General features: G+C 72.0%; 22 protein-coding genes. 17 read left to right on the forward strand and 5 right to left on the reverse strand.

The window, feature by feature from the left end; all coding sequences use genetic code 11:
* Window positions 1–240 precede the first annotated feature (240 nt).
* From AC0699_RS04315 to AC0699_RS04330, 4 genes are all read left to right on the forward strand, one after another.
* On the forward strand, window positions 241–1,509 hold the full coding sequence (locus AC0699_RS04315; protein ID WP_478655388.1) for an NYN domain-containing protein: 1,269 nt from the start codon (window positions 241–243) through the stop codon (window positions 1,507–1,509).
* A gap of 37 nt (window positions 1,510–1,546) precedes the next feature.
* Window positions 1,547–2,521 (forward strand): ABC transporter ATP-binding protein, encoded by a 975-nt coding sequence (locus tag AC0699_RS04320; RefSeq protein ID WP_469768531.1) that lies wholly within the window; start codon window positions 1,547–1,549, stop codon window positions 2,519–2,521.
* Window positions 2,522–2,741: 220 nt separating this feature from the next.
* Window positions 2,742–3,569 carry an ABC transporter permease gene (locus AC0699_RS04325; RefSeq protein ID WP_478655391.1) on the forward strand — a complete coding sequence of 276 codons (828 nt, stop codon included), beginning with the start codon at window positions 2,742–2,744 and terminating at the stop codon, window positions 3,567–3,569.
* Window positions 3,570–3,600: 31 nt separating this feature from the next.
* Window positions 3,601–4,230 carry a hypothetical protein gene (locus AC0699_RS04330; RefSeq protein ID WP_478655394.1) on the forward strand — a complete coding sequence of 210 codons (630 nt, stop codon included), beginning with the start codon at window positions 3,601–3,603 and terminating at the stop codon, window positions 4,228–4,230.
* 347 nt (window positions 4,231–4,577) lie between these two features.
* On the opposite strand, the gene ybaK is transcribed toward AC0699_RS04330, so the two are convergent.
* The 4 genes from ybaK to AC0699_RS04350 all read right to left on the reverse strand — a co-directional run bounded on the left by ybaK (window position 4,578) and on the right by AC0699_RS04350 (window position 9,263).
* Entirely contained in the window at window positions 4,578–5,075 is a 498-nt protein-coding gene (gene ybaK / locus AC0699_RS04335) for a Cys-tRNA(Pro) deacylase (RefSeq protein WP_478655397.1), read from the reverse strand.
* A 131-nt stretch (window positions 5,076–5,206) separates the two neighbouring features.
* Window positions 5,207–5,947 carry an LON peptidase substrate-binding domain-containing protein gene (locus AC0699_RS04340; RefSeq protein ID WP_478655400.1) on the reverse strand — a complete coding sequence of 247 codons (741 nt, stop codon included), beginning with the start codon at window positions 5,945–5,947 and terminating at the stop codon, window positions 5,207–5,209.
* Window positions 5,948–5,952: 5 nt separating this feature from the next.
* A complete protein-coding gene (locus tag AC0699_RS04345) occupies window positions 5,953–7,020 on the reverse strand; it encodes a hypothetical protein (RefSeq protein ID WP_478655403.1) in 1,068 nt (355 codons plus the stop codon).
* Window positions 7,021–7,655: 635 nt separating this feature from the next.
* Window positions 7,656–9,263, reverse strand: a complete 1,608-nt coding sequence (locus AC0699_RS04350; RefSeq protein WP_478655405.1) for an oxidoreductase — start codon at window positions 9,261–9,263, stop codon at window positions 7,656–7,658.
* Between the two features lie 228 nt (window positions 9,264–9,491).
* On the opposite strand from AC0699_RS04350, the gene hisD reads away from it, so the two are divergent.
* The 9 genes from hisD to AC0699_RS04395 all read left to right on the forward strand — a co-directional run bounded on the left by hisD (window position 9,492) and on the right by AC0699_RS04395 (window position 16,744).
* The gene (gene hisD, locus AC0699_RS04355; RefSeq protein WP_478655517.1) at window positions 9,492–10,856 is read left to right on the forward strand and encodes a histidinol dehydrogenase; all 1,365 of its coding nucleotides are present in this window, start codon (window positions 9,492–9,494) and stop codon (window positions 10,854–10,856) included.
* Between the two features lie 56 nt (window positions 10,857–10,912).
* Complete coding sequence (locus AC0699_RS04360) at window positions 10,913–12,067, forward strand: histidinol-phosphate transaminase (protein ID WP_478655520.1); 1,155 nt, start codon at window positions 10,913–10,915, stop codon at window positions 12,065–12,067.
* A 23-nt stretch (window positions 12,068–12,090) separates the two neighbouring features.
* A complete protein-coding gene (gene hisB / locus AC0699_RS04365; protein WP_478655522.1) occupies window positions 12,091–12,666 on the forward strand; it encodes an imidazoleglycerol-phosphate dehydratase HisB in 576 nt (191 codons plus the stop codon).
* Window positions 12,667–12,668: 2 nt separating this feature from the next.
* Window positions 12,669–12,833: a hypothetical protein gene (locus AC0699_RS04370; RefSeq protein WP_469768451.1), complete on the forward strand. Its 165-nt coding sequence runs from the start codon at window positions 12,669–12,671 to the stop codon at window positions 12,831–12,833.
* Window positions 12,830–13,471, forward strand: a complete 642-nt coding sequence (hisH, locus tag AC0699_RS04375; RefSeq protein ID WP_478655408.1) for an imidazole glycerol phosphate synthase subunit HisH — start codon at window positions 12,830–12,832, stop codon at window positions 13,469–13,471. The genes AC0699_RS04370 and hisH overlap by 4 nt, the downstream gene beginning before the upstream one ends.
* A gap of 2 nt (window positions 13,472–13,473) precedes the next feature.
* On the forward strand, window positions 13,474–14,202 hold the full coding sequence (gene priA, locus AC0699_RS04380; protein WP_478655411.1) for a bifunctional 1-(5-phosphoribosyl)-5-((5-phosphoribosylamino)methylideneamino)imidazole-4-carboxamide isomerase/phosphoribosylanthranilate isomerase PriA: 729 nt from the start codon (window positions 13,474–13,476) through the stop codon (window positions 14,200–14,202).
* The gene (locus AC0699_RS04385; RefSeq protein ID WP_478655413.1) at window positions 14,199–14,627 is read left to right on the forward strand and encodes a Rid family hydrolase; all 429 of its coding nucleotides are present in this window, start codon (window positions 14,199–14,201) and stop codon (window positions 14,625–14,627) included. Before priA ends, AC0699_RS04385 begins: the two co-directional genes overlap by 4 nt.
* A complete protein-coding gene (gene hisF, locus AC0699_RS04390) occupies window positions 14,624–15,394 on the forward strand; it encodes an imidazole glycerol phosphate synthase subunit HisF (RefSeq protein WP_478655415.1) in 771 nt (256 codons plus the stop codon). The genes AC0699_RS04385 and hisF overlap by 4 nt, the downstream gene beginning before the upstream one ends.
* 96 nt (window positions 15,395–15,490) lie before the next feature.
* On the forward strand, window positions 15,491–16,744 hold the full coding sequence (locus tag AC0699_RS04395; protein ID WP_478655417.1) for a serine hydrolase domain-containing protein: 1,254 nt from the start codon (window positions 15,491–15,493) through the stop codon (window positions 16,742–16,744).
* 284 nt (window positions 16,745–17,028) lie between these two features.
* Here the strand turns inward: AC0699_RS04395 and AC0699_RS04400 are convergent, their stop codons facing one another.
* A complete protein-coding gene (locus AC0699_RS04400; protein WP_478655419.1) occupies window positions 17,029–17,670 on the reverse strand; it encodes a TIGR03085 family metal-binding protein in 642 nt (213 codons plus the stop codon).
* 84 nt (window positions 17,671–17,754) lie between these two features.
* Between AC0699_RS04400 and hisI the strand changes: the two genes are divergently transcribed.
* The 4 genes from hisI to AC0699_RS04420 all read left to right on the forward strand — a co-directional run bounded on the left by hisI (window position 17,755) and on the right by AC0699_RS04420 (window position 20,680).
* Window positions 17,755–18,123: a phosphoribosyl-AMP cyclohydrolase gene (gene hisI / locus AC0699_RS04405; protein WP_478655422.1), complete on the forward strand. Its 369-nt coding sequence runs from the start codon at window positions 17,755–17,757 to the stop codon at window positions 18,121–18,123.
* An 11-nt stretch (window positions 18,124–18,134) separates the two neighbouring features.
* Complete coding sequence (locus AC0699_RS04410) at window positions 18,135–19,664, forward strand: anthranilate synthase component I (protein ID WP_478655425.1); 1,530 nt, start codon at window positions 18,135–18,137, stop codon at window positions 19,662–19,664.
* Window positions 19,664–20,320, forward strand: a complete 657-nt coding sequence (locus tag AC0699_RS04415) for a TIGR02234 family membrane protein (RefSeq protein WP_478655427.1) — start codon at window positions 19,664–19,666, stop codon at window positions 20,318–20,320. The genes AC0699_RS04410 and AC0699_RS04415 overlap by 1 nt, the downstream gene beginning before the upstream one ends.
* 93 nt (window positions 20,321–20,413) lie before the next feature.
* Window positions 20,414–20,680 (forward strand): HGxxPAAW family protein, encoded by a 267-nt coding sequence (locus tag AC0699_RS04420; protein WP_478655430.1) that lies wholly within the window; start codon window positions 20,414–20,416, stop codon window positions 20,678–20,680.
* The last annotated feature ends 82 nt before the right edge of the window (window positions 20,681–20,762 follow it).

Here is a 20,762-nt window from a genome sequence, read left to right on the forward strand (position 1 = left end):
CTCCGTGTGGGATCCAGGGGCCGGGGCCGCCATCAGACGGGGGCCCGGGCCGCCATCAGACTCACATAGCCGTTCAAGCGTCGCATTTCGGATCATTGCGGTGAGTAACGGACCGCTGTTACGGTGCGGCTTCACGATCCGCCACGCCGATGATCGAGTTCCGGCCGTCAACCTTCCGGCGGTCGGGCAGACTCGAAGGAAACCCGAAGCAACTTCCGTTCCCGAGGTTCCCGAAAGAGGGTGGAACACGTGGACCGCTGCGTCGTCCTGGTGGACGCCGGCTATCTGCTGGGCGCCGCCGCGAGTCTCCTCGCCGGAGAGCCGGCCCGTTCCCGCATCACCGTCGACCACACCGCCCTCATCCAGGCCCTCCGCGAGCGTGCCGAGGCCGACACGGAACGTCCGCTGCTACGTATCTACTGGTTCGACGGCGCCCCCGACCGCGTCCCCCAGCCCGAACACCGCAGGCTCCGGGTCATGCCCCGGGTCACCGTCCGGCTCGGCGCCCTGACCCGCAGCGACGGCCGCTGGGCCCAGAAGGGCGTCGACGCCGCGATGCACGCCGAACTCACCGAACTGGCCAGAAATCGAGCCTGCTCCGATGTCGTGCTCGTCACCGGCGACGGCGATCTGCTGCCCGGACTGATGTCCGCCAAGGAACACGGCGTCGCCGTCCACCTCTGGGCCGTGCAGGCCGCCGACGGCGACTACAACCAGTCGGAGGACCTGGTCGCCGAGGCCGACGAGCGGCGCGTCCTCGACCGCGCCTGGATCACCCAGGCCGTACGGGCCAAGGAGTTCACCGGCGTCTGCGCCCCGCCGCCCGCGCCCCGCCCCGAGATCGCGGCCATCCTCTCCGCCCCTCTTCCCGAAGCGGCCCTCGCCGCGTCCGCGGAGCGCGCGGAGGAAGCCCGTGCCCAGGTGGCGCAGGTACGGAACGGAACGTCCGCCCCGGCCGCCGGTGGCGGTACGGAGAACGGAATGGGCACCCCCGGCGGCCCGCACGGCAAGGGCGTTCCCACCCCCAAGGACCTCGCGGGCCTGCGTGGCCCGGCCGTCGCGGCCGACCGGCAGCCGGCCGGGGCGACCCTGCGCTGGTCCTCCGACAAGGGCTGGATCGAGCGCCCGGGCAACGGCGCGCTCGGCGAGCCCCCGGAGACCGCGTCGCTGCCCACCCTCGCGCAGCTCACCAGCGCCGAGCAGCGCTGGGCCGACCGGGAGGAGGACATCACCACGGTCGGCGGCGACCCCTTCGAGGTCGGACAGGTCTTCGCGCGGCGCTGGATGGAGCGGCTGCCCGACCCGGCGCACGTACAGAAACTGTCCACCATGTACCCGCGCATCCCGCACCGCATCGACGGCGAACTGCTGCGGTACGCGGCCCGCTTCGGACTGCTCGCGCACAAGGATGACCAGATCGACGAGCACGACCGCTATGCGATCCGGGCCGGATTCTGGCGCGAGATCGACGTCCGTGCCGCTGCGGAACGCGCCCCCGCGGGGGAGTAGGTCCGCGGACCCCGTAGGCTCGTCCCTCGTGAGTACGGTGTGCGTGGTGCGGGATCTGGTCAAGACGTACCCCGCCGCGCGCGCCCGGCGAGGGACTCCCGCGACCCCCGAGGTGCGTGCCAACGACGGTATCGGCCTCGAAGTGCGGCGTGGCGAGATCTTCGGGCTGCTCGGTCCCAACGGCGCAGGCAAGTCCACGCTCGTCCGCCAGCTGACCGGTCTCATGCGGCCGGATTCCGGCAGCGTCGACGTGCTCGGCCACGATCTCGTACGCCACCCCGAGCGGGCGGCGCGCCTCATCGGCTACCTCGGCCAGGAATCCACCGCCCTCGACGAGCTGACCGTCGCGCTCGCCGCCGAGACCACCGGCCGGCTGCGCGGCCTCGGCGTACGAGAGGCGCGGGCCGAGCGGGACGCCGTGCTGGAGGAGCTCGGCCTGACCGGGCTGGCCGGCCGGCCCCTGAAGAAGCTCTCCGGGGGCCAGCGAAGGCTCGCGTGCTTCGCCGCCACCCTCGTCGGCGAGCGGCCGGTCCTGGTGCTGGACGAGCCCACCACCGGGATGGACCCGGTGGCCCGGCGCGCGGTCTGGGCCGCGGTGGACCGCCGCCGCGCCGAGCACGACGTGACCGTGGTGCTCGTCACCCACAACGTCATCGAGGCCGAGACCGTCCTCGACCGCGTCGCCGTGCTGGAACGCGGCAAGGTCATCGCCTGCGACACGCCCGCCGGGCTCAAGGAGCGCATCGCGGGCGAGGTCCGCGTCGAGCTGGTCTGGCGCGAGCGGGCCCCGCTCGACGTCCCCGAGGTCGCGGCACTGCGCCTCTCCGCCCAGGAGTCCGGACGCCGCTGGGTCCTCCGCCTCGCCCCGGAAGAGGCCCGCGCGGCCGTGGCCGCGGTGACCGGCGGCGCCGCCTTCGCCGCTCTCGACGACTTCACGCTGGCCACGCCGAGCCTGGAGGACGTGTACCTGGCGCTCGGCGGTCATGCGACGAAGGGACTGGTGAAGGCGTGAGCTGTGAGCCCTCGCACGTCCTGAACACGCGCATATCGAACTCGCACGTAGCGATCTCGTACGCACCGATCTTGCACGCACCGAACTTGCACGCACCGATCTTGCACGCACCGATCTTGCACGCACCGAACTTGCACGCACCGAACTTGCACGCACCGAACTTGCACGTACCGGTCTTGTACGTACCGAACTTGCACGTAGGGAACAGGAGCAGCGCCAGGTGAGCATCGTGCCTGCGGAGGCCGTGTCCGCGAGTGTGCGGGAGGCGTCCGGCGCACCGTCCGGGGCGGCGGCCGCGCCGCTCGCGCCCCGGGCCCGGCTCATGCCCGCGCTCGCCGCGGTGTACCGTGCCCAGCTGTCCCGGGCACGGGTCGCGAGGATCCCGCTGCTCTTCGTCGCGACGTTCCAGTCCGTCGGGATCATGGTGCTCATGCGCGGTGTGGTCGACGGCGGGGCCGAGGCGCGCGCCGTCGTCGCCGGGTCGGCGGTCCTTGTCGTCGCGTTCGTCGCGCTCAATCTTCTTGCCCAGTACTTCGGGCAGCTCAGGGCCGGCGGCGGCCTCGACCACTACGCGACGCTGCCCGTGCCGCCCGCCGCGGTCGTTCTCGGCGCGGCCGGGGCGTACGCCTCCTTCACCGTGCCCGGGACGGTGGTGACCGCGGTCATCGGCTCGGTGCTCTTCGGGCTGCCGCTGACGCATCTGTGGGTGCTGGCCGCCGTGATCCCGCTCGCGGGCGCCGCTCTCGCCGGGCTCGGCGCCGCTCTCGGACTGCTCGCCCCGCGCCAGGAACTCGCCACTCTGCTCGGGCAGTTGGGCATGTCCGCGGCGCTGCTCCTGGGCGTACTGCCGGCCGGCCGCCTCCCGGAGCCGATCACGTACGCGCGCGATCTTCTGCCGTCCACGTACGGCGTCGAGGCTCTCGCCCGCAGCTTCGACGCGCAGCCGCAGTGGCCGGCCGTCGCACTGGACCTCGCCGTCTGCGCAGCCGTCGGCGTGGTCTCGCTGGCCGTCGCGACCTGGGCGTACCGGCGGGCCGCGGTCCGGTGAGGCGTCCCACGGGGACGTTTGGCACGATGTCATGGTGACCGCACCCCTGACCCCGCCTCACCAGCCGCCGTCGCACGACGCGACCCGGTACCACCCGTATCCCGTCCCCCACCCGGACGGAGAAGGGCAGGACATGAAGAAGGAGGCCCGGCAAGCCGCTGTCGTGCTGCTGGCCGTGGCGCTCGCGGGGATCGTGCTCGGCCTGCTCTGGCTGTGGCTGGCGCCGCGGGTACAGCTGATCGCGACCGACAAGGCGGTCTTCGTCGCGGACACGGAGGGCGAGGAGGCCGCGGGCGCGGACGGCACGTTCGCCCTGCTGGCGCTCGGTCTCGGCGTGCTCAGCGCCGCCGTCGTCTTCTGGTTCCACCGCCGCGGAGGCATCGCGCTGGTCGCCGCGCTCGCCGTGGGCGGCCTGCTCGGCTCGGCCCTGGGCTGGGGCATCGGCTACTGGTTCGGCCCGGCCCACGACATCGTCGCCCATGCCCGGGCGGTCGGCCCGGGTGTCCCCTTCGACGCCCCGCTCCAGCTCCGGGCGAAGGCCGCGCTGCTGGCGTGGCCGGTCGCCGCGATGGTCGTGCACCTCGGCCTGACGGCGCTCTTCGGCCCCCGCGACCCGGAGCCGGACTGGGCGCCCCCGCTGCCCTACGACAACCGGGGCTGACGCGCGGGCCCGGCCGGTCCGGGTCCGCCCAGACCGGCCCGGCCGTGCGGTCCGGGTCAGCCGCTGCGCCTGGTCCGGGCTCCGCCCCGTCCCGCTGTGTCGAGGTGCGGCTCGGCCGTGTGGGGGCCGGCCCCTAACCCCCGCGCCTCAGTCGCCGGACGGGCTCCACCGGAGGGGGCCGGCCCCTCTCCTCGCTACGCCGGCCGACGGCCGTGGTTCGCGCGGCGCTTCCGGAGCCGCCACTTGCGTTTACGCGTGCGCTTCGACATACGGCGCCCCCTCGGATCGGGATGTCCTTCGGTCGTAGCCGAGGACGGGACCGCCGTCGAGGTCCCGCGCACGCCCTGTTACGCGCGACCGATCGGCGCCAGCACCGCGCCCGTGAGCGCCGCCAGGTCCGCGGGGGACAGCTCGACCTCCAGTCCACGGCGGCCGGCCGAGACGCAGATCGTCGGGTGGGCCGAGGCCGAGGCGTCCAGGACCGTCCGCAGGCGCTTGCGCTGCCCGAGCGGGGAGATCCCCCCGCGCACGTAGCCGGTGGTGCGCTCGGCGGCCGCCGGGTCGGCCATCGCGGCACGCTTGCCGCCGACCGCCGCGGCCAGGGCCTTCAGATCGAGCTGTCCGGCGACCGGGACGACCGCCACCGTCAGTTCGCCGTCCACGTCCGCCACGAGGGTCTTGAAGACCCGATCGGGGGCGACGCCGAGGGCCTCCGCGGCCTCCTCCCCGTACGAGGGAGTCGCCGGGTCGTGCTCGTACGCGTGGACGGTGAACGCCGTTCCCGCGGCCGTCAGCGCCACCGTCGCCGGGGTGCCGCCCTGCTGCTTCCTGGACTTCTTCGCCAAGGTCTCGGTCCTCGAACTGGTCGGTGTGCGCCGGACTCGTCGAAGCGCTTCGGATTCAGCGATGCGCTTCGGACTGGTCGGACGGGTCCCACTGGTTGCGGCTGATTGGAGCTGATCGGAGCTGATCGGGGCTAGTTGGGGCTCGTCGGAGCGCGCGTCAGATCGACTGCGGGCAGCGACGGAAGATGCCGTATCACCGCGGTCTCGGAGCGCAGCAGCTTCAGCTCCTCGCGCAGCCGGGTCGCGGTGTCCGGGGCCTGCAGCAGTCGCTGCTTCGACGGGGTGTCCAGCACCGCCGCGGCGGCCACCAGGTACGACACCACGGACGGCTCGTCCGGCAGCTCCGCGCCCGTGGACAGCGAACGCTCACGCGCGCCCGCCAGCCGCTTCTGGTAGTTGCGGAAAGCCCGCAGCACGCCTTCGGCGAGTGCGCCGGCGCCGTCCCCCGACTCCTCCGGGATCTCTTCGAGTTCGGCCGTGAGGAAGGGACCGCTCGCGTCGACGGAAAGCAGTTTGACCCGGCTCGTGCCGGTGGCCAGCACCTCGTAGCTGCCGTCCGGGCGTTCGCGGATCGTCGCGGCATCCGCGATGCACCCGACCCGGTGGAACGCCTGGATCGGGTCGGTGCCGAAGCCGGCGGCGGGGCCCTTCTCGGGCAGCGCGGTCTGGTCGGGCAGCCCGGGAGCGGTCGGCGCGACCTCGCGGCCATCGCGGATGGCGACCACGGCGAAGCGGCGCGGCTCGGACTCGTCGGTCTTCAGCAGCTCGCGCATCATGGCGCGATACCGCTCCTCGAAGACGTTCAGCGGCAGGACGAGGCCCGGGAACAGCACCGCGTTGAGCGGGAAGAGGGGCAGGCGAGCGGTGGTCACAGCGGTTAAGCGTAATGGCCGCCGGAGGGGCTGCGTCCGGCCGCCTGCCCGTGACCCGTACGGAACTGTCCGATCCGGCTCCCGCGGCGGATCGGTACCGAGGACGCCACCTCGATCCGGACGCCGTCACGGGCCTCCAGGAACTGGCCCAGCGGATCGTCCGTCAGACAGTTCCACGGGAACGACGTCGCACACGGGCCGATCGTCCGGAACTGCTCCAGGGCCTCGGCCCAGCGGCCGCGTGCGATCAGCACGTACACGAGCAGATTGCGGACTTCCGCCGGCCAGGGGTCGGCCTCCGGGTAGCGCTCGGACAGCGCGATCGCCCGGTCCGCGGCGGCGTCGATGCGGTCGGCCTGTACGGAGCTGAAGGCGCCGGCCAGCAGCAGCGTGAACGCGGCCCGCACCGGCAGGGCCTGCACGAGCGAGCCGGGGAGGGAGTCCTCGGCCGCCCGCTCGGCGAAGTCGAAGCACTCGCGGTGCGAGCCGTACCAGTGGGCGGAGAGGTACTGGAGCGCCGCGACATGGCAGCCGTAGTGGTGCGAGGAGCGGCGCACGGCCTGCTCCCACAGCGACTCGAAGGCGGTGTGGGTGGCGTGGGTGCCGCGCGCGTGGTCGAGTGCGACCCGCCAGGGCACGGGGTCGCGCGGATCGCCCTCGGCCGCGGCGTCGATGAGCGGGCCGACCTCGCGCAGCCGCTCGGTGCGCGCGGGCGACTCCCAGGCTCTGCGGACCGCGAGTTCAGCCTTCACGAGCAGGGCGTCGGGATCACGGGGCGAGGCCGCGAGCCACCCGGCCAGCCAGTCGTCCCGGCCGTGGGCGAACGCCGCGAGCCGCATCACATAGCGGTCCCGGTTCTCCCACTCGGCCGCGTCGCGCGAAGTGGCGAGCAGCTTGGCGGCGGGCTCGTGGTCGCCGACCGCGGCCGCGACGAGTGCGGGCCCGAGCCGCTCGTCGGGGGCGTCGAGCAGTACCGCGTCGTCCGGGGACAGCCCGTCGCCGAGCCGCGGGGTGTGCCGGACCATGCGGGCGGTGCTGATCAGAGCACGGAGCAGAGACATGGTGCGGACCATTGAAAGCCGCAGGTCGAGGGCGCGCCAGAGGGCATCTGTGAAGTTTTGGTAGCAGGTGGAATGGTTGTCCTGAGTCAGGTCAAGAAACCGCAAAGGAGCGCGTAATCGGAAGCGCGCGGGGGCGCACACCGAGCCCGCCGGGCGGTTGTCCGCCCGACCGCCGTGCGCCCCGGCCACCGGCGCGAGCGACCGGCGCGGACGATCGTGCAAGGGACGCCGGTGCGACCGCCGTGACCGTGGCGCCGTGGGCCACCGATCCCCGGTGCGGCGGCGGACGCCGGAACGACGGCCGTGACCGCGGCGCCGGGGGTCGCCGATCCCCGTCCGGCGGGCCTCCGGCGCGAACCGGCCCACCTACGGGACGCCCTTGCGCGCGCCCGCCCGAGGGCCTGTCTTCGGATCTTGCCGGGCTGATCCGAAGACAGGCCCCAGGGCGTGTTGCGAAAGTCCCGCCTGGCCCGCGACGCCTGGCGCGCACCCTCGCTGCGTTGTCGGACTCATCCAAGTACGTCCAGTACGAGGACGATCTCCCCCAGCTACCGCTGGGAGGTGCCCCCACCGCCTTGCGGTCGCACGCACCAGACGCCGCGGGCCCCCCGCCCTCCGGGCGGACGGCGCTACTTTCGCAACACGCCCTAGCCGCGGCGCAGCAGCCGTGACGCACCCGCCGCGACCGTCGTCGCGAGGATCCAGCCGAGCAGGATCAGCGCGGCCGCGGCCCACTGCCAGCGGCCCTCCAGGCGCCAGTAGCCGTCCTGGCCGAGATTGATCACTGGGAGGAGCAGGTCCAGGGCGAACAAGGACGGGTTCCACTCCGGGTGTTCGTCGGGCTTGATCGCCGAGGGGTCGTAGCGCGAGAACGCCACCGCGCCCGCCGCCCAGAGCACCGCCATCCACAGTGCGGCCCGGCCCGGCCGGTAGCCGTACGCCACCGTCCAGTCCTGGAGATAGCCCCAGAGCTTCGCCGCGAGCGGCAGGGTCTCGCGGCGCCGGCGCTGCTTGGCGAGCAGCACCTCGCGCGCGTCCGCGTCCTCGCCGCTGTTGCGCAGGACGGTCGCCAGCCGCTCGTACGGCTCCGGGGCGTACTCGGGGGTCGCGGCCGCGATCCACTCCAGCCGCCGGGCCAGCGGGAAGCGGCTGTACGGGACGAGGTTCTCGTACACGAAACCGCCCATCGCCAGCCCGCCGGGACCCGGCCAGCTCGTCGACAGATCGATCAGCGTGACGATCTTCGCGCCGTTCAGCACGACACGTCCCTGCTCCGGCCGCTCTCCGTTGAAGCGCAGCTCGGGTGTGACGATCCTGCGCAGCGACAGCTCCTCGCGCCGGGCGTCGGACAGCACGAAGCGGGCCTTGTGGAAGTCGACCGCGTCGCCGAAGCGCCCGTCGTCCAGCCGTACCCCGCCATGGCATTCGAAGCGCCGCTCCTGCGCGCCGGGCGCCCGCCCGCCGGCGGCGTTGGTGATGCCGAACGGGGGAGTGGTCCCCTGGTCGCCCGCCACATTCACCCACGCCCGCGTCATGTAGAGCGTGCGCTCCACCGTCAGCTGCGGAGCGTTCAGCGCGCGGCGCCCCTCCACCGCGCGCAGCCGGCTGCCGCGCAGGCTCAGCGACACGCCGACCTTCGCGCCGCGCAGGCTGACTTCGCCGTACGTGTCGATCAGCTCGGCCTGGAGGTCCTGGGCCACCGACAGTCCGTCCGCGGCGATCGCCCGGCCCCGCCGGTCCGGCCGCACCTGGATCTGGTTGATCAGCAGATCCGTGCCGATCTGCGCGTCCGTGAGCCGCATCCCGCGTTCGATCCGGCAGCGCGGCAGATGCAGATCACCCTCCGTGTGCAGCCGGGCGGCCTCCAGCCGCGGTATCGCGCAGCCGACCATGCGCAGTGTCGTGAACCGCGCCTCGGGTAACGCCAGCTCGCTCTCGAAGCGGCAGCCGGTCAGCTCGACGTACGGCCCGATCGTTCCGCCGCCGAGGGTGAGCTTCCCGGTGATGTACGCGCCGCGCAGCTTCAGCGCGCAGACCCGCCCGGGGCGCGCGGCCGGACCGCTGAGCAGCAGCATCGCGATCACATCGGCGCGCACGCTGCGGTCCGGGCCCCACTCACGGCCCGAGAAGGGATCGTTCAGCAGCGGATTGCCGTCACGCAGGTCGCAGGTCCTCCCGTGCTCGAACGCGGTCCACATGGTCTGCTCTGCGGTGGTGAGATCGTCGGGCACGTCGATGCCCTGCGGCTCGGTCAATGCCGCCCCCTCGCTTTCCCGGTTGCCCCCGGTTCGTACAGCCGTTCTTCCCGCTGCGTAACGGACTGAACGCTAGTGGTCATGAACGACTTCTGAAACCAGAGGGGCGGCGCGAGAGCGCCTCAGTGAGAAGTGGTGGTCGGGAGACGGGTGGGAGTGATCTGACGCGTATCAGTCAGTGATACGAGAGACCGGCTGTCGGTGACCGTCTGCGAGAATTGACCCGTGCTGCAATCAATTTCTCTGGCTCGTATCGACCTGCGCGGCGCCGCCCTCCCCCAGGGCGGGGCCCTGCGCGATCTGCTGCCCCGTGCCGACTTCGACGTGGAAGCCGCCCTGGAGAAGGTGCGGCCGATCTGCGAGGACGTGCATCATCGCGGCACAGCGGCGCTGATCGAGTACGCGGAGAAGTTCGACGGTGTGACGCTGGAGCGGGTGCGGGTGCCCGCGAAGGCTCTCACGGAGGCGCTCGAGCAGCTGGACCCCCAGGTCAGGGCGGCACTCGAGGAGTCGATCCGGCGCGCCAGGATCGTCCACCGCGAGCAGCGCCGGCAGACGCACACCACCCAGGTCGTACCGGGCGGCACGGTGACCGAGAAGTGGGTTCCGGTCGAGCGCGTTGGGCTGTACGCGCCGGGCGGGCGTTCTGTTTATCCCTCGTCCGTGATCATGAACGCCGTACCGGCGCAGGAGGCCGGCGTCGAATCCATCGCGCTCGCGTCACCGCCGCAGAGGCCCCGTTTCGAAGGAGATGCAGCCGGCGGACTGCCGCACCCGACGATCCTCGCCGCCTGCGCGCTGCTCGGCGTCGACGAGGTGTACGCGGCGGGAGGCGCCCAGGCCGTCGCGATGTTCGCGTACGGGACCTCCGGACCCGACGGGTGTGCTCCGGCGAACATGGTGACCGGCCCCGGCAATGTCTGGGTCGCCGCCGCCAAGCGCTACTTCACCGGCCGGATCGGCATCGACACCGAGGCCGGCCCGACCGAGATCGCGGTCCTCGCCGACGCCACCGCCGACCCGGCCCACGTCGCCGCCGACCTGATCAGCCAGGCCGAGCACGACCCGCTTGCCGCCGCCGTCCTGGTCACCGACTCGCCCGAGCTGGCGGACGCGGTCGAGCGCGAGCTGGAGCCGCAGATCGCCGCGACCAAGCACGTCGAGGACCGGATCGTCCCGGCCCTCTCCGGCAAGCAGTCCGCGATCGTGCTGGTCGACGGCATCGAGGACGGCCTGCGCGTCGTCGACGCGTACGGCGCCGAGCACCTGGAGATCCACACGGCCGACGCGGCGGCCGTCGCGAACCGGGTCCGCAACGCGGGCGCGATCTTCGTCGGCCCGTGGGCACCGGTCTCCCTCGGCGACTACTGCGCCGGCTCCAACCACGTACTGCCCACCGGCGGCTGCGCCTGCCACTCCTCCGGTCTGTCCGTCCAGTCCTTCCTGCGCGGCATCCACATCGTGGACTACACGCGCGAGGCCCTGGCCGAGGTCACCCACCACGTGGTGACGCTGGCGGAGGCGGAGGACCTCCCGGCGCACGGCGCCGCGCTGAAGGCAAGGTTCGGCTGGAAGGTACCCGAGAGCAAGTGAGCACGAAGCAAGTGAGCACGAAGCAAGTGGGCACGGAGCAAGTGGGCACGGAGCACGTGGACGCGGAGCACGTCGGCACCGGCGACGTCGACATCGACGATCTCCCCATCAGGGACGAGCTGCGCGGCAAGTCCCCCTATGGCGCGCCCCAGCTCGACGTCCCCGTACAGCTGAACACCAACGAGAACCCGTACCCGTTGCCCGAGCCGCTGGTGGAGCGGATCGCCGAGCGGGTGCGGGAGGCCGCGCGCGGCCTCAACCGCTACCCCGACCGGGACGCGGTCGAGCTGCGTACCGAGCTCGCGAAGTACCTCACCCGCACCGGCAAGCACCCCCTCGCCGTCGAGAACGTCTGGGCGGCCAACGGCTCCAACGAGGTCATCCAGCAGCTGCTGCAGACCTTCGGCGGGCCCGGCCGTACCGCCATCGGCTTCGAGCCCTCGTACTCGATGCACGGACTGATCTCCCGCGGCACCGGCACCGGCTGGATCTCCGGACCGCGGCGTGACGACTTCACCCTGGACGCCGATGCCGCCGCTCATGCCATCGCCGAGCACCGGCCCGACGTCGTCTTCATCACCTCGCCCAACAACCCCACCGGCACCGCCGTCGACGCCGAGACGGTCCTCGCGCTCTACGAGGCCGCGCAGGAGGCCAAGGCTGCGACTGCCGGGGCGATAGTGGTGGTCGACGAGGCGTACGTCGAATTCAGCCACCGCCCCTCGCTGCTGCCGCTGATCGAGGGCCGGCCGAACCTCGTCGTGTCGCGGACCATGTCCAAGGCCTTCGGCGCCGCCGGCCTGCGCCTCGGCTATCTCGCCGCGCACCGGGCCGTCGTGGACGCCGTCCAGCTCGTGCGGCTGCCCTACCACCTCTCCGCCGTCACCCAGGCCACGGCCCTCGCCGCCCTGGAGCACACCGATACGCTGCTGAAGTACGTCGAGCAGCTCAAGGTGGAGCGGGACCGGCTGGTCACCGAGCTGCGCGCCATCGGTTACGAAGTGACCGAGTCCGACGCCAACTTCGTCCAGTTCGGACGGTTCGACGGCGAGGGCGGCGCCCACGCCATGTGGCAGAAGATCCTCGACCGGGGCGTCCTGGTCCGCGACAACGGCGTACCGGGCCGGCTGCGGGTCACCGCCGGCACCCCCGAAGAGAACGACGCGTTCCTCGATGCGGTTCGCGCACTGAAGAAGGAGCAGAGCTCGTGACTCGCGTTGAGCGTTTTGGAAGAATTGAGCGCACCACCAAGGAGACGTCCGTCGTCGTCGAGATCAACCTCGACGGCACCGGAAAGGTCGATGTGTCGACCGGGGTCGGCTTCTATGACCACATGCTCGACCAGCTCGGCCGCCACGGTCTGTTCGACCTCACGGTCAAGACCGACGGCGATCTGCACATCGACAGCCACCACACCATAGAGGACACCGCCCTCGCGCTCGGCGCCGCCTTCAAGCAGGCCCTGGGCGACAAGGTGGGGATCTATCGATTCGGCAACTGCACCGTCCCGCTGGACGAGTCGCTCGCCCAGGTGACCGTGGACCTCTCCGGCCGCCCGTACCTCGTGCACACCGAGCCGGAGAACATGGCGCCGATGATCGGCGCGTACGACACGACGATGACCCGGCACATCCTGGAGTCCTTCGTCGCCCAGGCGCAGATCGCTCTGCACGTCCACGTCCCGTACGGGCGCAACGCGCACCACATCGTGGAGTGCCAGTTCAAGGCGCTGGCGCGAGCCCTGCGCTATGCCTCGGAGCGCGACCCGCGCGCCGCCGGAATTCTTCCCTCCACGAAGGGCGCCCTGTAGCCGTGACCGGTCTTTCCACGATTCTGATCGTCCTCGGGCTCTTCCTGCTCGGCGGCGTGTACTCCTTCGCCAAGCAGCAGATGCCCAAGGGCCTGATCGTGCTGCTCTCCGTCGGCGCCGGCATGTGCCTCGTCGCGGGCGTCCTGCGACTGGACGTGTGGTCATGAGCGAGCGGAAGAAGGTCGTCGTCTTCGACTACGGCTTCGGCAACGTCCGCTCCGCCGAGCGCGCCCTCGCCCGCGTCGGCGCCGATGTCGAGATCACCCGTGATTTCGACAAGGCCATGAACGCCGACGGACTGCTCGTCCCCGGCGTCGGCGCCTTCTCCGCCTGCATGACCGGACTCCAGGAGGCCCGCGGGCACTGGGTCATCGACCGCAGGCTCTCCGGCGGCCGGCCCGTCATGGGCATCTGCGTCGGCATGCAGATCCTCTTCGAGCGCGGCATCGAGCACGGCGTGGAGACCGAAGGCCTGGACGAGTGGCCCGGCGTCGTCGGGCCGTTGAAGGCCCCGATCGTCCCCCACATGGGCTGGAACACCGTCAAGGCCCCCGAGGACTCCGAGCTGTTCGCCGGCCTCGACGCCGACGCCCGCTTCTACTTCGTGCACTCGTACGCCGTGCACGAATGGGGCCTGGAGATCACCAACCCGGCCATGCGCGCCCCGAAGGTCACCTGGGCGACACACGGCGAGCCCTTCGTCGCGGCCGTCGAGAACGGCGCGCTGTGGGCCACCCAGTTCCACCCCGAGAAGTCCGGCGACGCCGGTGCCCAGCTCCTCACCAACTGGATCGAGACCCTCTGATCATGGCTCAGAAGCTTGAACTCCTCCCCGCCGTCGACGTCCGCGACGGCCAGGCCGTCCGCCTCGTGCACGGCGAGTCCGGTACGGAGACCTCCTACGGGTCCCCGCTGGAGGCCGCCCTCACCTGGCAGCGGGCGGGCGCCGAGTGGCTGCATCTGGTCGACCTGGACGCGGCCTTCGGCACCGGCGACAACCGGAAGCTGATCGCCGAGGTGGCCGGGGCCATGGACCTCAAGGTCGAGCTGTCCGGCGGCATCCGCGACGACGCCTCGCTCGCCGCCGCCCTCGCCACCGGCTGCACCCGGGTCAACCTCGGCACCGCCGCGCTGGAGACCCCCGAGTGGGTCGCCAAGGTCATCGCCGAGCACGGCGACAAGATCGCGGTCGGTCTCGACGTACGTGGCACGACCCTGCGCGGCCGCGGCTGGACCCGCGACGGCGGAGACCTCTACGAGACCCTGGCACGCCTCGACTCCGAAGGCTGCGCGCGGTACGTCGTCACCGACATCGCCAAGGACGGCACCCTCCAGGGCCCCAACCTGGCGCTGCTGCGCAACGTCTGCGCCGCCACCGACAAGCCGGTCGTCGCCTCGGGCGGCGTCTCGTCGCTCGACGACCTGCGCGCGATCGCCGAGCTGGTCCCCCAGGGCGTGGAGGGCGCGATCGTCGGCAAGGCGCTCTACGCCAAGGCGTTCACCCTGGAAGAGGCGCTCGCGGTGGTGTCACGATGAGCGGTGCCGTCCGCCGCGTCGCCGGCAGCAGCCCCTGGGAGGAGGCTTTCGGCTACTCCCGCGCGGTCGAGCTGCCGAACGGCATGGTGCTGGTCTCCGGCTGTACGTCGGTGATCGACGGCGCGATCGTCGACGGCGGCCCGTACGACCAGGCGGTCAACTCCTTCAACGTAGCCCTCGGCGCGCTGAAGGAACTCGGCCTCGGCGCCGCGGACGTGGTCCGCACCCGGATGTACATCACGCACGCCCGGGACGTCGACGAGGTCGGCCGCGCCCACAAGGAGCTGTTCGACGCCGTCCGCCCGGCAGCCTCGATGATCATCGTCTCCGGCTTCGTCGACCCCCGACTGGTCGTGGAGGTCGAGGTCGAGGCGGTCCGGTCCGCCGGAGAATCCGCCGGAGAGAACGGAGCTTCGGAGTCATGACCCTCGCTGTCCGAGTCATCCCCTGCCTGGACGTCGACAACGGCCGGGTCGTCAAGGGAGTCAACTTCCAGAACCTGCGGGACGCCGGCGACCCGGTCGAGATGGCCAAGCTGTACGACGCCGAGGGCGCCGACGAGCTGACCTTCCTCGACATCACGGCGTCGTCCGGCAACCGCGAGACGACGTACGACGTGGTGCGCCGCACCGCCGAGCAGGTCTTCATCCCGCTCACGGTGGGCGGCGGCGTCCGCTCGGCGGACGACGTCGACAAGCTGCTGCGCGCCGGGGCGGACAAGGCCGGCGTCAACACGGCGGCCATCGCCCGGCCCGAGCTGATCCGCGAGATCGCCGAGCGCTTCGGCCGGCAGGTGCTGGTGCTCTCCGTGGACGCCCGCCGCACCCCGGAAGGCACCACCACGCCGTCCGGCTACGAGGTGACCACGCACGGCGGCCGCCGCGGCACCGGCATCGACGCCGTCGAATGGGCCCACCGGGCCGCCGAGCTGGGCGCGGGCGAGATCCTGCTCAACTCGATGGACGCGGACGGCACGAAGGACGGCTACGACACCGAGATGATCGCGGCCGTCCGCAAGCACGTCACGGTCCCGGTGATCGCCTCCGGCGGCGCGGGCAAGCTCGCCGACTTCCCGCCCGCCGTCGCCGCCGGCGCGGACGCGGTGCTCGCCGCCTCCGTCTTCCACTTCGGCGACCTGCGGATCGGCCAGGTCAAGGAGACGCTGCGCGAGGCGGGACATCCCGTCAGGTAGCTTCGCCGCATCCACCCTTCGGGCACACCGCCCGAAGGGTGGACGCGAGCCCGGTCCCGCGAGGCGCTTCACGGCGATCGCGCGCATAGTGCGGGTATGAGACCCACCAGGTCGGCGGCGTTGCTCGCCGTCGCGACACTCATCGCCGCGAGCACCCAGGCCACGGCCGCTGCCACGGCCGTCCGGGCCCCGGGCGGGAGCGACGGCTCCTGCGTCAGCTCCCCGCCGCCCAGGGGCGGACCGGCCCGCCAGGTCCTGCGCATCGCCCAGCAGGCCAAGAGCGAACTGAAGCTCAATTCGGTGGTGCTGCGTGTCTCCAAGGGCGGCAAGGAAGTCTTCACGACCGCTCTGGGCGAGTCGATGACAGGCGTACCGGCCCGACCGGACATGCACTTCCGCGCCGGATCGGTGGCGATCGTCTACATGGGCGCGGTCCTGCTGCAGCTGGTCGACGAGAAGAAGGCCGGCCTCGACGACCCCGTCTCCCGATGGCTGCCCGACGCGCCGCACGCCGACCGGATCACCCTGCGCATGCTCGGCGACTCCACCTCGGGGCTCCATGACTACGTCACCGACCCGAAGTTCATCGCCGCGGTGGAGGCGGCGCCGTTCCGCCACTGGACGCCCGAGGAACTGGTGGGCTACTCGGCCGCCCACCCCCTCTGGTACGAGCCGGGCACGAGCTGGAACTACTCCCACGCCAACTTCGTGCTTCTCGGCGCCGCCCTGGAGAAGATCACCGGAACCCCGCTCGACGTGCTGCTGAAACAGCGCGTCATGGATCCCCTGGGACTGCGCGACACCCGTAACGCCTTCACCCCCGAGATTCCGCAGCCCGTGCTGCACGCCTTCACCTCGGAACGGGGGCGCTACGAGGAATCCACCTTCTGGAACCCCTCGTGGACCACCGCCCCCGGCGCGGTCCTGACCACACACATCTGCGACCTGGCCCGCTCGGCGGAGGCCATCGGCTCGGGCGAGCTGCTCTCCGAGTCCGGGTTCAAGACGCAGCTCGACCCCGGCACGGTCGGACTCGGCGGCGCCACGAAGACCTGCCCCGCGACGGTCTGCCTCGCCATGACCGAGGCCAAGCACTTCGGCGTCGGCGTGATCGTGGTGAACGACTGGATCATGACGAACCCGTCGTTCTCCGGATACGCCGCCGTCCAGGCCTATCTGCCCGCCGAGAAGCTGGCCATCGCGGTCTCCACGACCAAGGGCGCGAAAACCCCGGAGGGCAACGCGGCGGAGACGATCATGAACCGGATCGCCGCGGCTCTCGCCCCCGGCCACCCGGCCCCATCGGCCCAGGCGACCCCAACGGCCACGCCGGCCTCCCCGAGTGCCTGACAACGCTCGTGATCAATGCGCCCAGGAGCGCCGGCCGGTGCCGCGCCGCACGTCCATGTGGCCTACCGCACGGCCGGGAGGGGCTCGACGCTCGCTCCCTCCAGGACACGTGCCCGCTCTCCCTGACCGAGCACGACCAAGCCCCCAAGGACCGGATCGTCGCGCAGTGGGTGGCCAACGCCCTCGGACGCAAGGGTCCCGCCGACCCGGGCTTCCAGCCGGACCGCGTGTGACCGGAGCCGGGCGGCATGGCCGGCTCCCCTGAGCTCCCCTGAGGGCCGCCCTCAGGTCCCACCCATCCCCAGCTGGGCCCTTCCCACCCTGTCGATCGCTTCCTTGTCACCCTCCAGCTCCACCTTGGCCGCGTCCTGCCGGCCGAAGGCGAACATCGTCAGCTCACCCGGCTCCCCGGTCACCGTCACGACCGGGGTGCCGCGGTGCGCGACCGCCGTCTGCCCGTCCGGGCGGCGCAGCACCACACCCACCGGCGACTTGCGGCCCAGCACCCTGGCCGACTTCTCCAGCCTGGACCAGAGCGAGTCGGCGAAGACCGGGTCCAGCTCCCGGGGCGTCCAGTCCGGCTGCGCCCGGCGGACATCCTCGGCGTGCACATAGAACTCGACCGTGTTCGCCCCCTCGTCCACCGGCTTGATCGCATACGGCGACAATGTCGGCGGGCCGGTACGGATCAGCTGGATCAGCTCCTCGTACGGCTTCGCCGCGAACTCGGCCTGTACCCGGTCGAGCCGGCTCTTCAGAAGACTCAGCAGAATTCCCGCGGCCGCGTCCGGGCGGCGCTCACGCACCACCACATGGGCCGCCAGATCCCGGGTGGTCCAGCCCTCGCACAGCGTCGGAGCATCCGGGCCCGCCGCCTCCAGAAGATCGGCGAGCAGAAGTCGTTCACGCTTCGCATGTGTCGACATGCCGGTCAGCCTACGACCGCCGCGCCACGTCCGCCCAGTGGACGCATCGCCGTTCCCGTCCCGCGGGCGCGGCACAATGACCTCATGACAGGCACGCCCTCTACGCCCAGCGCACTCGACCCCGCCATCGCCGCCCGCCTCAAGCGCAGCGCCGACGGCCTGGTCCCGGCCATCGCCCAGCAGTACGACACCGGCGAGGTCCTGATGCTCGGCTGGATGGACGACGAGGCGCTGCACCGCACCCTCACCACCGGCCGCGCCACCTACTGGTCCCGCAGCCGCCAGGAGTACTGGGTCAAGGGCGACACCTCGGGCCATGTCCAGCACGTCAAGTCGGTCGCCCTCGACTGCGACGCCGACACCGTCCTCGTCCAGGTCGACCAGACCGGCGCCGCCTGCCACACCGGCGCCCGCACCTGCTTCGACGCCGACGTGCTCAGCCTGGGCCAGTAGGGTCGGACGCCATGGACCTCGAGACCTTCCGCAAGCTGGCGGCCGACCGCCGCGTCATCCCCGTCAGCCGCCGTCTCCTCGCGGACGGCGACACCCCGGTCGGCCTCTACCGCAAGCTCGCGGCGGAGCGGCCCGGCACCTTCCTCCTCGAATCCGCCGAGAACGGCCGCTCCTGGTCCCGCTACTCCTTCGTCGGCGTACGGTCGGCCGCCACCCTCACCGTCCGCGACGGACAGGCCCACTGGCTCGGCACCCCGCCGGTCGGCGTCCCCACGGACGGCGACCCGCTCAAGGCCCTGAGTGCCACCGTCGAGGCCCTGCACACCCCTCGCGACCTCGCCGCGCTGCTCGGTGACGGCATGCCGCCCTTCACCGGCGGCATGGTCGGCTACCTCGGCTACGACATCGTCCGCCGGCTGGAGAAGATCGGCGAGCACGGCCGGGACGACCTGAAGCTGCCCGAGCTGACCATGCTGCTCACCTCGGACCTCGCCGTCCTCGACCACTGGGACGGCTCCGTCCTGCTGATCGCCAACGCGATCAACCACAACGACCTCGACACGGGCGTCGACGAGGCGTACGCGGACGCGGTGGCCCGTCTCGACGCCATGGAGGCCGATCTGGCCCGGCCCGTCGACTACCAGCCGCACGCCCTGCCGCCGTCCGAGCTGCCCCCGTACACCGGGCCCATGTGGAGCGGCGAGCAGTTCCAGGAGGCCGTCGACGACATCAAGGAGCGCATCCGCGCGGGCGAGGCCTTCCAGGTCGTGCCCTCGCAGCGCTTCCAGACCCCGTGCGCGGCGAGTGCCCTCGACGTCTACCGGGTGCTGCGGGCCACCAACCCGAGCCCGTACATGTACCTGCTGCGCTTCCCCCACGAGGACGGCGGCTTCGACGTCGTCGGCTCCAGCCCCGAGGCGCTGGTCAAGGTCGAGGACGGGCGCGCCATGGTGCACCCGATCGCCGGCACCCGCCCGCGCGGCGCCACCCCGCAGGAGGACAACGACCTCGCCGAGGAGCTGCTGGCGGACCCCAAGGAGCGCGCCGAGCACCTCATGCTCGTCGACCTCGGCCGCAACGACCTGGGACGGGTCTGCGAGCCCGGCTCGGTCGAGGTGGTCGACTTCATGTCGATCGAGCGGTACTCGCACGTCATGCACATCGTCTCCACCGTGACCGGCACGGTCGCCGAGGGCCGTACCGCCTTCGACGTACTGACCGCGTGCTTCCCCGCGGGGACGCTGTCCGGGGCCCCCAAGCCCCGCGCCATGCAGATCATCGAGGAGCTGGAGCCCTCGCGGCGAGGACTGTACGGCGGCTGCGTCGGCTATCTCGACTTCGCCGGCGACTCCGACACCGCGATCGCCATCCGAACCGCCCTGCTGCGTGACGGCACCGCGTACGTGCAGGCCGGCGCGGGCATCGTCGCCGACTCCGACCCGGTCGGCGAGGACACCGAATGCCGCAACAAGGCGGCCGCGGTGCTGCGCGCCGTGCACACGGCCAACCGGCTGAACGGCAACGGAACACGTAAGGGATAGTGGGGTACGTGAGCGCTGCATCCGTACCCCAGCCCCGTACCGAGACCGCACCCTCCGCCGCGGCTGCCGGCAGCGGCCGGCGCAGCCTCGCCGCGGCCCTGTTCCTCGGCGCCGTCGGCGCCGCCGTGGTGCTGCTCGCCTCAGGGCAGACCTGGGCCGAGGGCACGGCCGCGGCCGGCGGCGGCAGCGTGCCCCTCGACGCCGACGGCCGCGATGTCACCGGCGTCCCCGCCGCCCTTGCCGTCGTCGGTCTCGCCGCTCTCGTCGCCGTCTTCGCGGTCCGCCGTGCGGGCCGGATGCTGGTCTCCGCGCTGCTCGCCCTGAGCGGCGCGGGCGCGGCTCTCTCCGCTTTCCTCGGCGCCTCCGACAGTGCGGCCCTCGACGAGCGGGCCCGGCGGACGACGGGCGACTCGGCCGCCACGATCGACACCCTCACGCACACCGCCTGGCCCTATGTGACGGCCGCCGCAGGGCTGCTGATCCTGCTCGCCGGACTGCTCGCCCTGCGGTACGGGACGACCTGGCCCGCGATGTCCGGCCGCTACGAACGGGAGGGCGGAGGCCCTCGCAAGGCCCGCCCGGTGACCGACCCGGACCGGCCCGAGGAGCTGTGGAAGGCCCTCGACCGCGGCGAGGACCCCACTCGCGATCAGTGACGACCCCCACGTCCCGGCACCCCCAGGCGTACGGGACAATGGGACAGGAGCCTCCGGCTCACCCCACAGCGCAACACCAACGAGGAGCAACTCATGGCGGGCAGCAGCCACGGACACACCCCGGCCGCCTGGACCGGCGTCACCATCAGCTTCATCGGCTTCTGCATCGCGGGAGTCTTCATGGTGGCGGCCAACCCGCTCGGCTTCTGGGCCGGAATGGCCGTGACCCTGCTCGGTGGCGTCGTCGGCGCCGCGATGAAGGCCGCCGGTCTCGGCATGCCGGAGCAGAAGTCCGTCCGGGTCCAGGCCCCCGCCCAGGCCGCGCAGCCCGTGCCGGCCGAGGCCACGGCGGCCTCCTGACCCGTAGGGCCTGATCCACCGGACAGGCCCTGGACGCTCCGAACGAGGCGCGGCCCGAGCCCGGGCTGCGCCTCTCGGCATG

This window comes from Streptomyces sp. NPDC043870 (assembly GCF_056435785.1).

What these genes read in the sequence shown, in the direction of transcription:
- AC0699_RS04330 (WP_478655394.1), top strand. Translation starts at nt 3,601, where the DNA reads ATGGTGACCGCACCCCTGACCCCGCCTCACCAGCCGCCGTCGCACGAC.
- AC0699_RS04345 (WP_478655403.1), bottom strand. Translation starts at nt 7,020, where the DNA reads ATGGTCCGCACCATGTCTCTGCTCCGTGCTCTGATCAGCACCGCCCGC.
- hisH (WP_478655408.1), top strand. Translation starts at nt 12,830, where the DNA reads ATGAGCGAGCGGAAGAAGGTCGTCGTCTTCGACTACGGCTTCGGCAAC.
- priA (WP_478655411.1), top strand. Translation starts at nt 13,474, where the DNA reads ATGGCTCAGAAGCTTGAACTCCTCCCCGCCGTCGACGTCCGCGACGGC.
- AC0699_RS04385 (WP_478655413.1), top strand. Translation starts at nt 14,199, where the DNA reads ATGAGCGGTGCCGTCCGCCGCGTCGCCGGCAGCAGCCCCTGGGAGGAG.
- hisF (WP_478655415.1), top strand. Translation starts at nt 14,624, where the DNA reads ATGACCCTCGCTGTCCGAGTCATCCCCTGCCTGGACGTCGACAACGGC.
- AC0699_RS04395 (WP_478655417.1), top strand. Translation starts at nt 15,491, where the DNA reads ATGAGACCCACCAGGTCGGCGGCGTTGCTCGCCGTCGCGACACTCATC.
- AC0699_RS04400 (WP_478655419.1), bottom strand. Translation starts at nt 17,670, where the DNA reads ATGTCGACACATGCGAAGCGTGAACGACTTCTGCTCGCCGATCTTCTG.
- hisI (WP_478655422.1), top strand. Translation starts at nt 17,755, where the DNA reads ATGACAGGCACGCCCTCTACGCCCAGCGCACTCGACCCCGCCATCGCC.
- AC0699_RS04410 (WP_478655425.1), top strand. Translation starts at nt 18,135, where the DNA reads ATGGACCTCGAGACCTTCCGCAAGCTGGCGGCCGACCGCCGCGTCATC.
- AC0699_RS04420 (WP_478655430.1), top strand. Translation starts at nt 20,414, where the DNA reads ATGGCGGGCAGCAGCCACGGACACACCCCGGCCGCCTGGACCGGCGTC.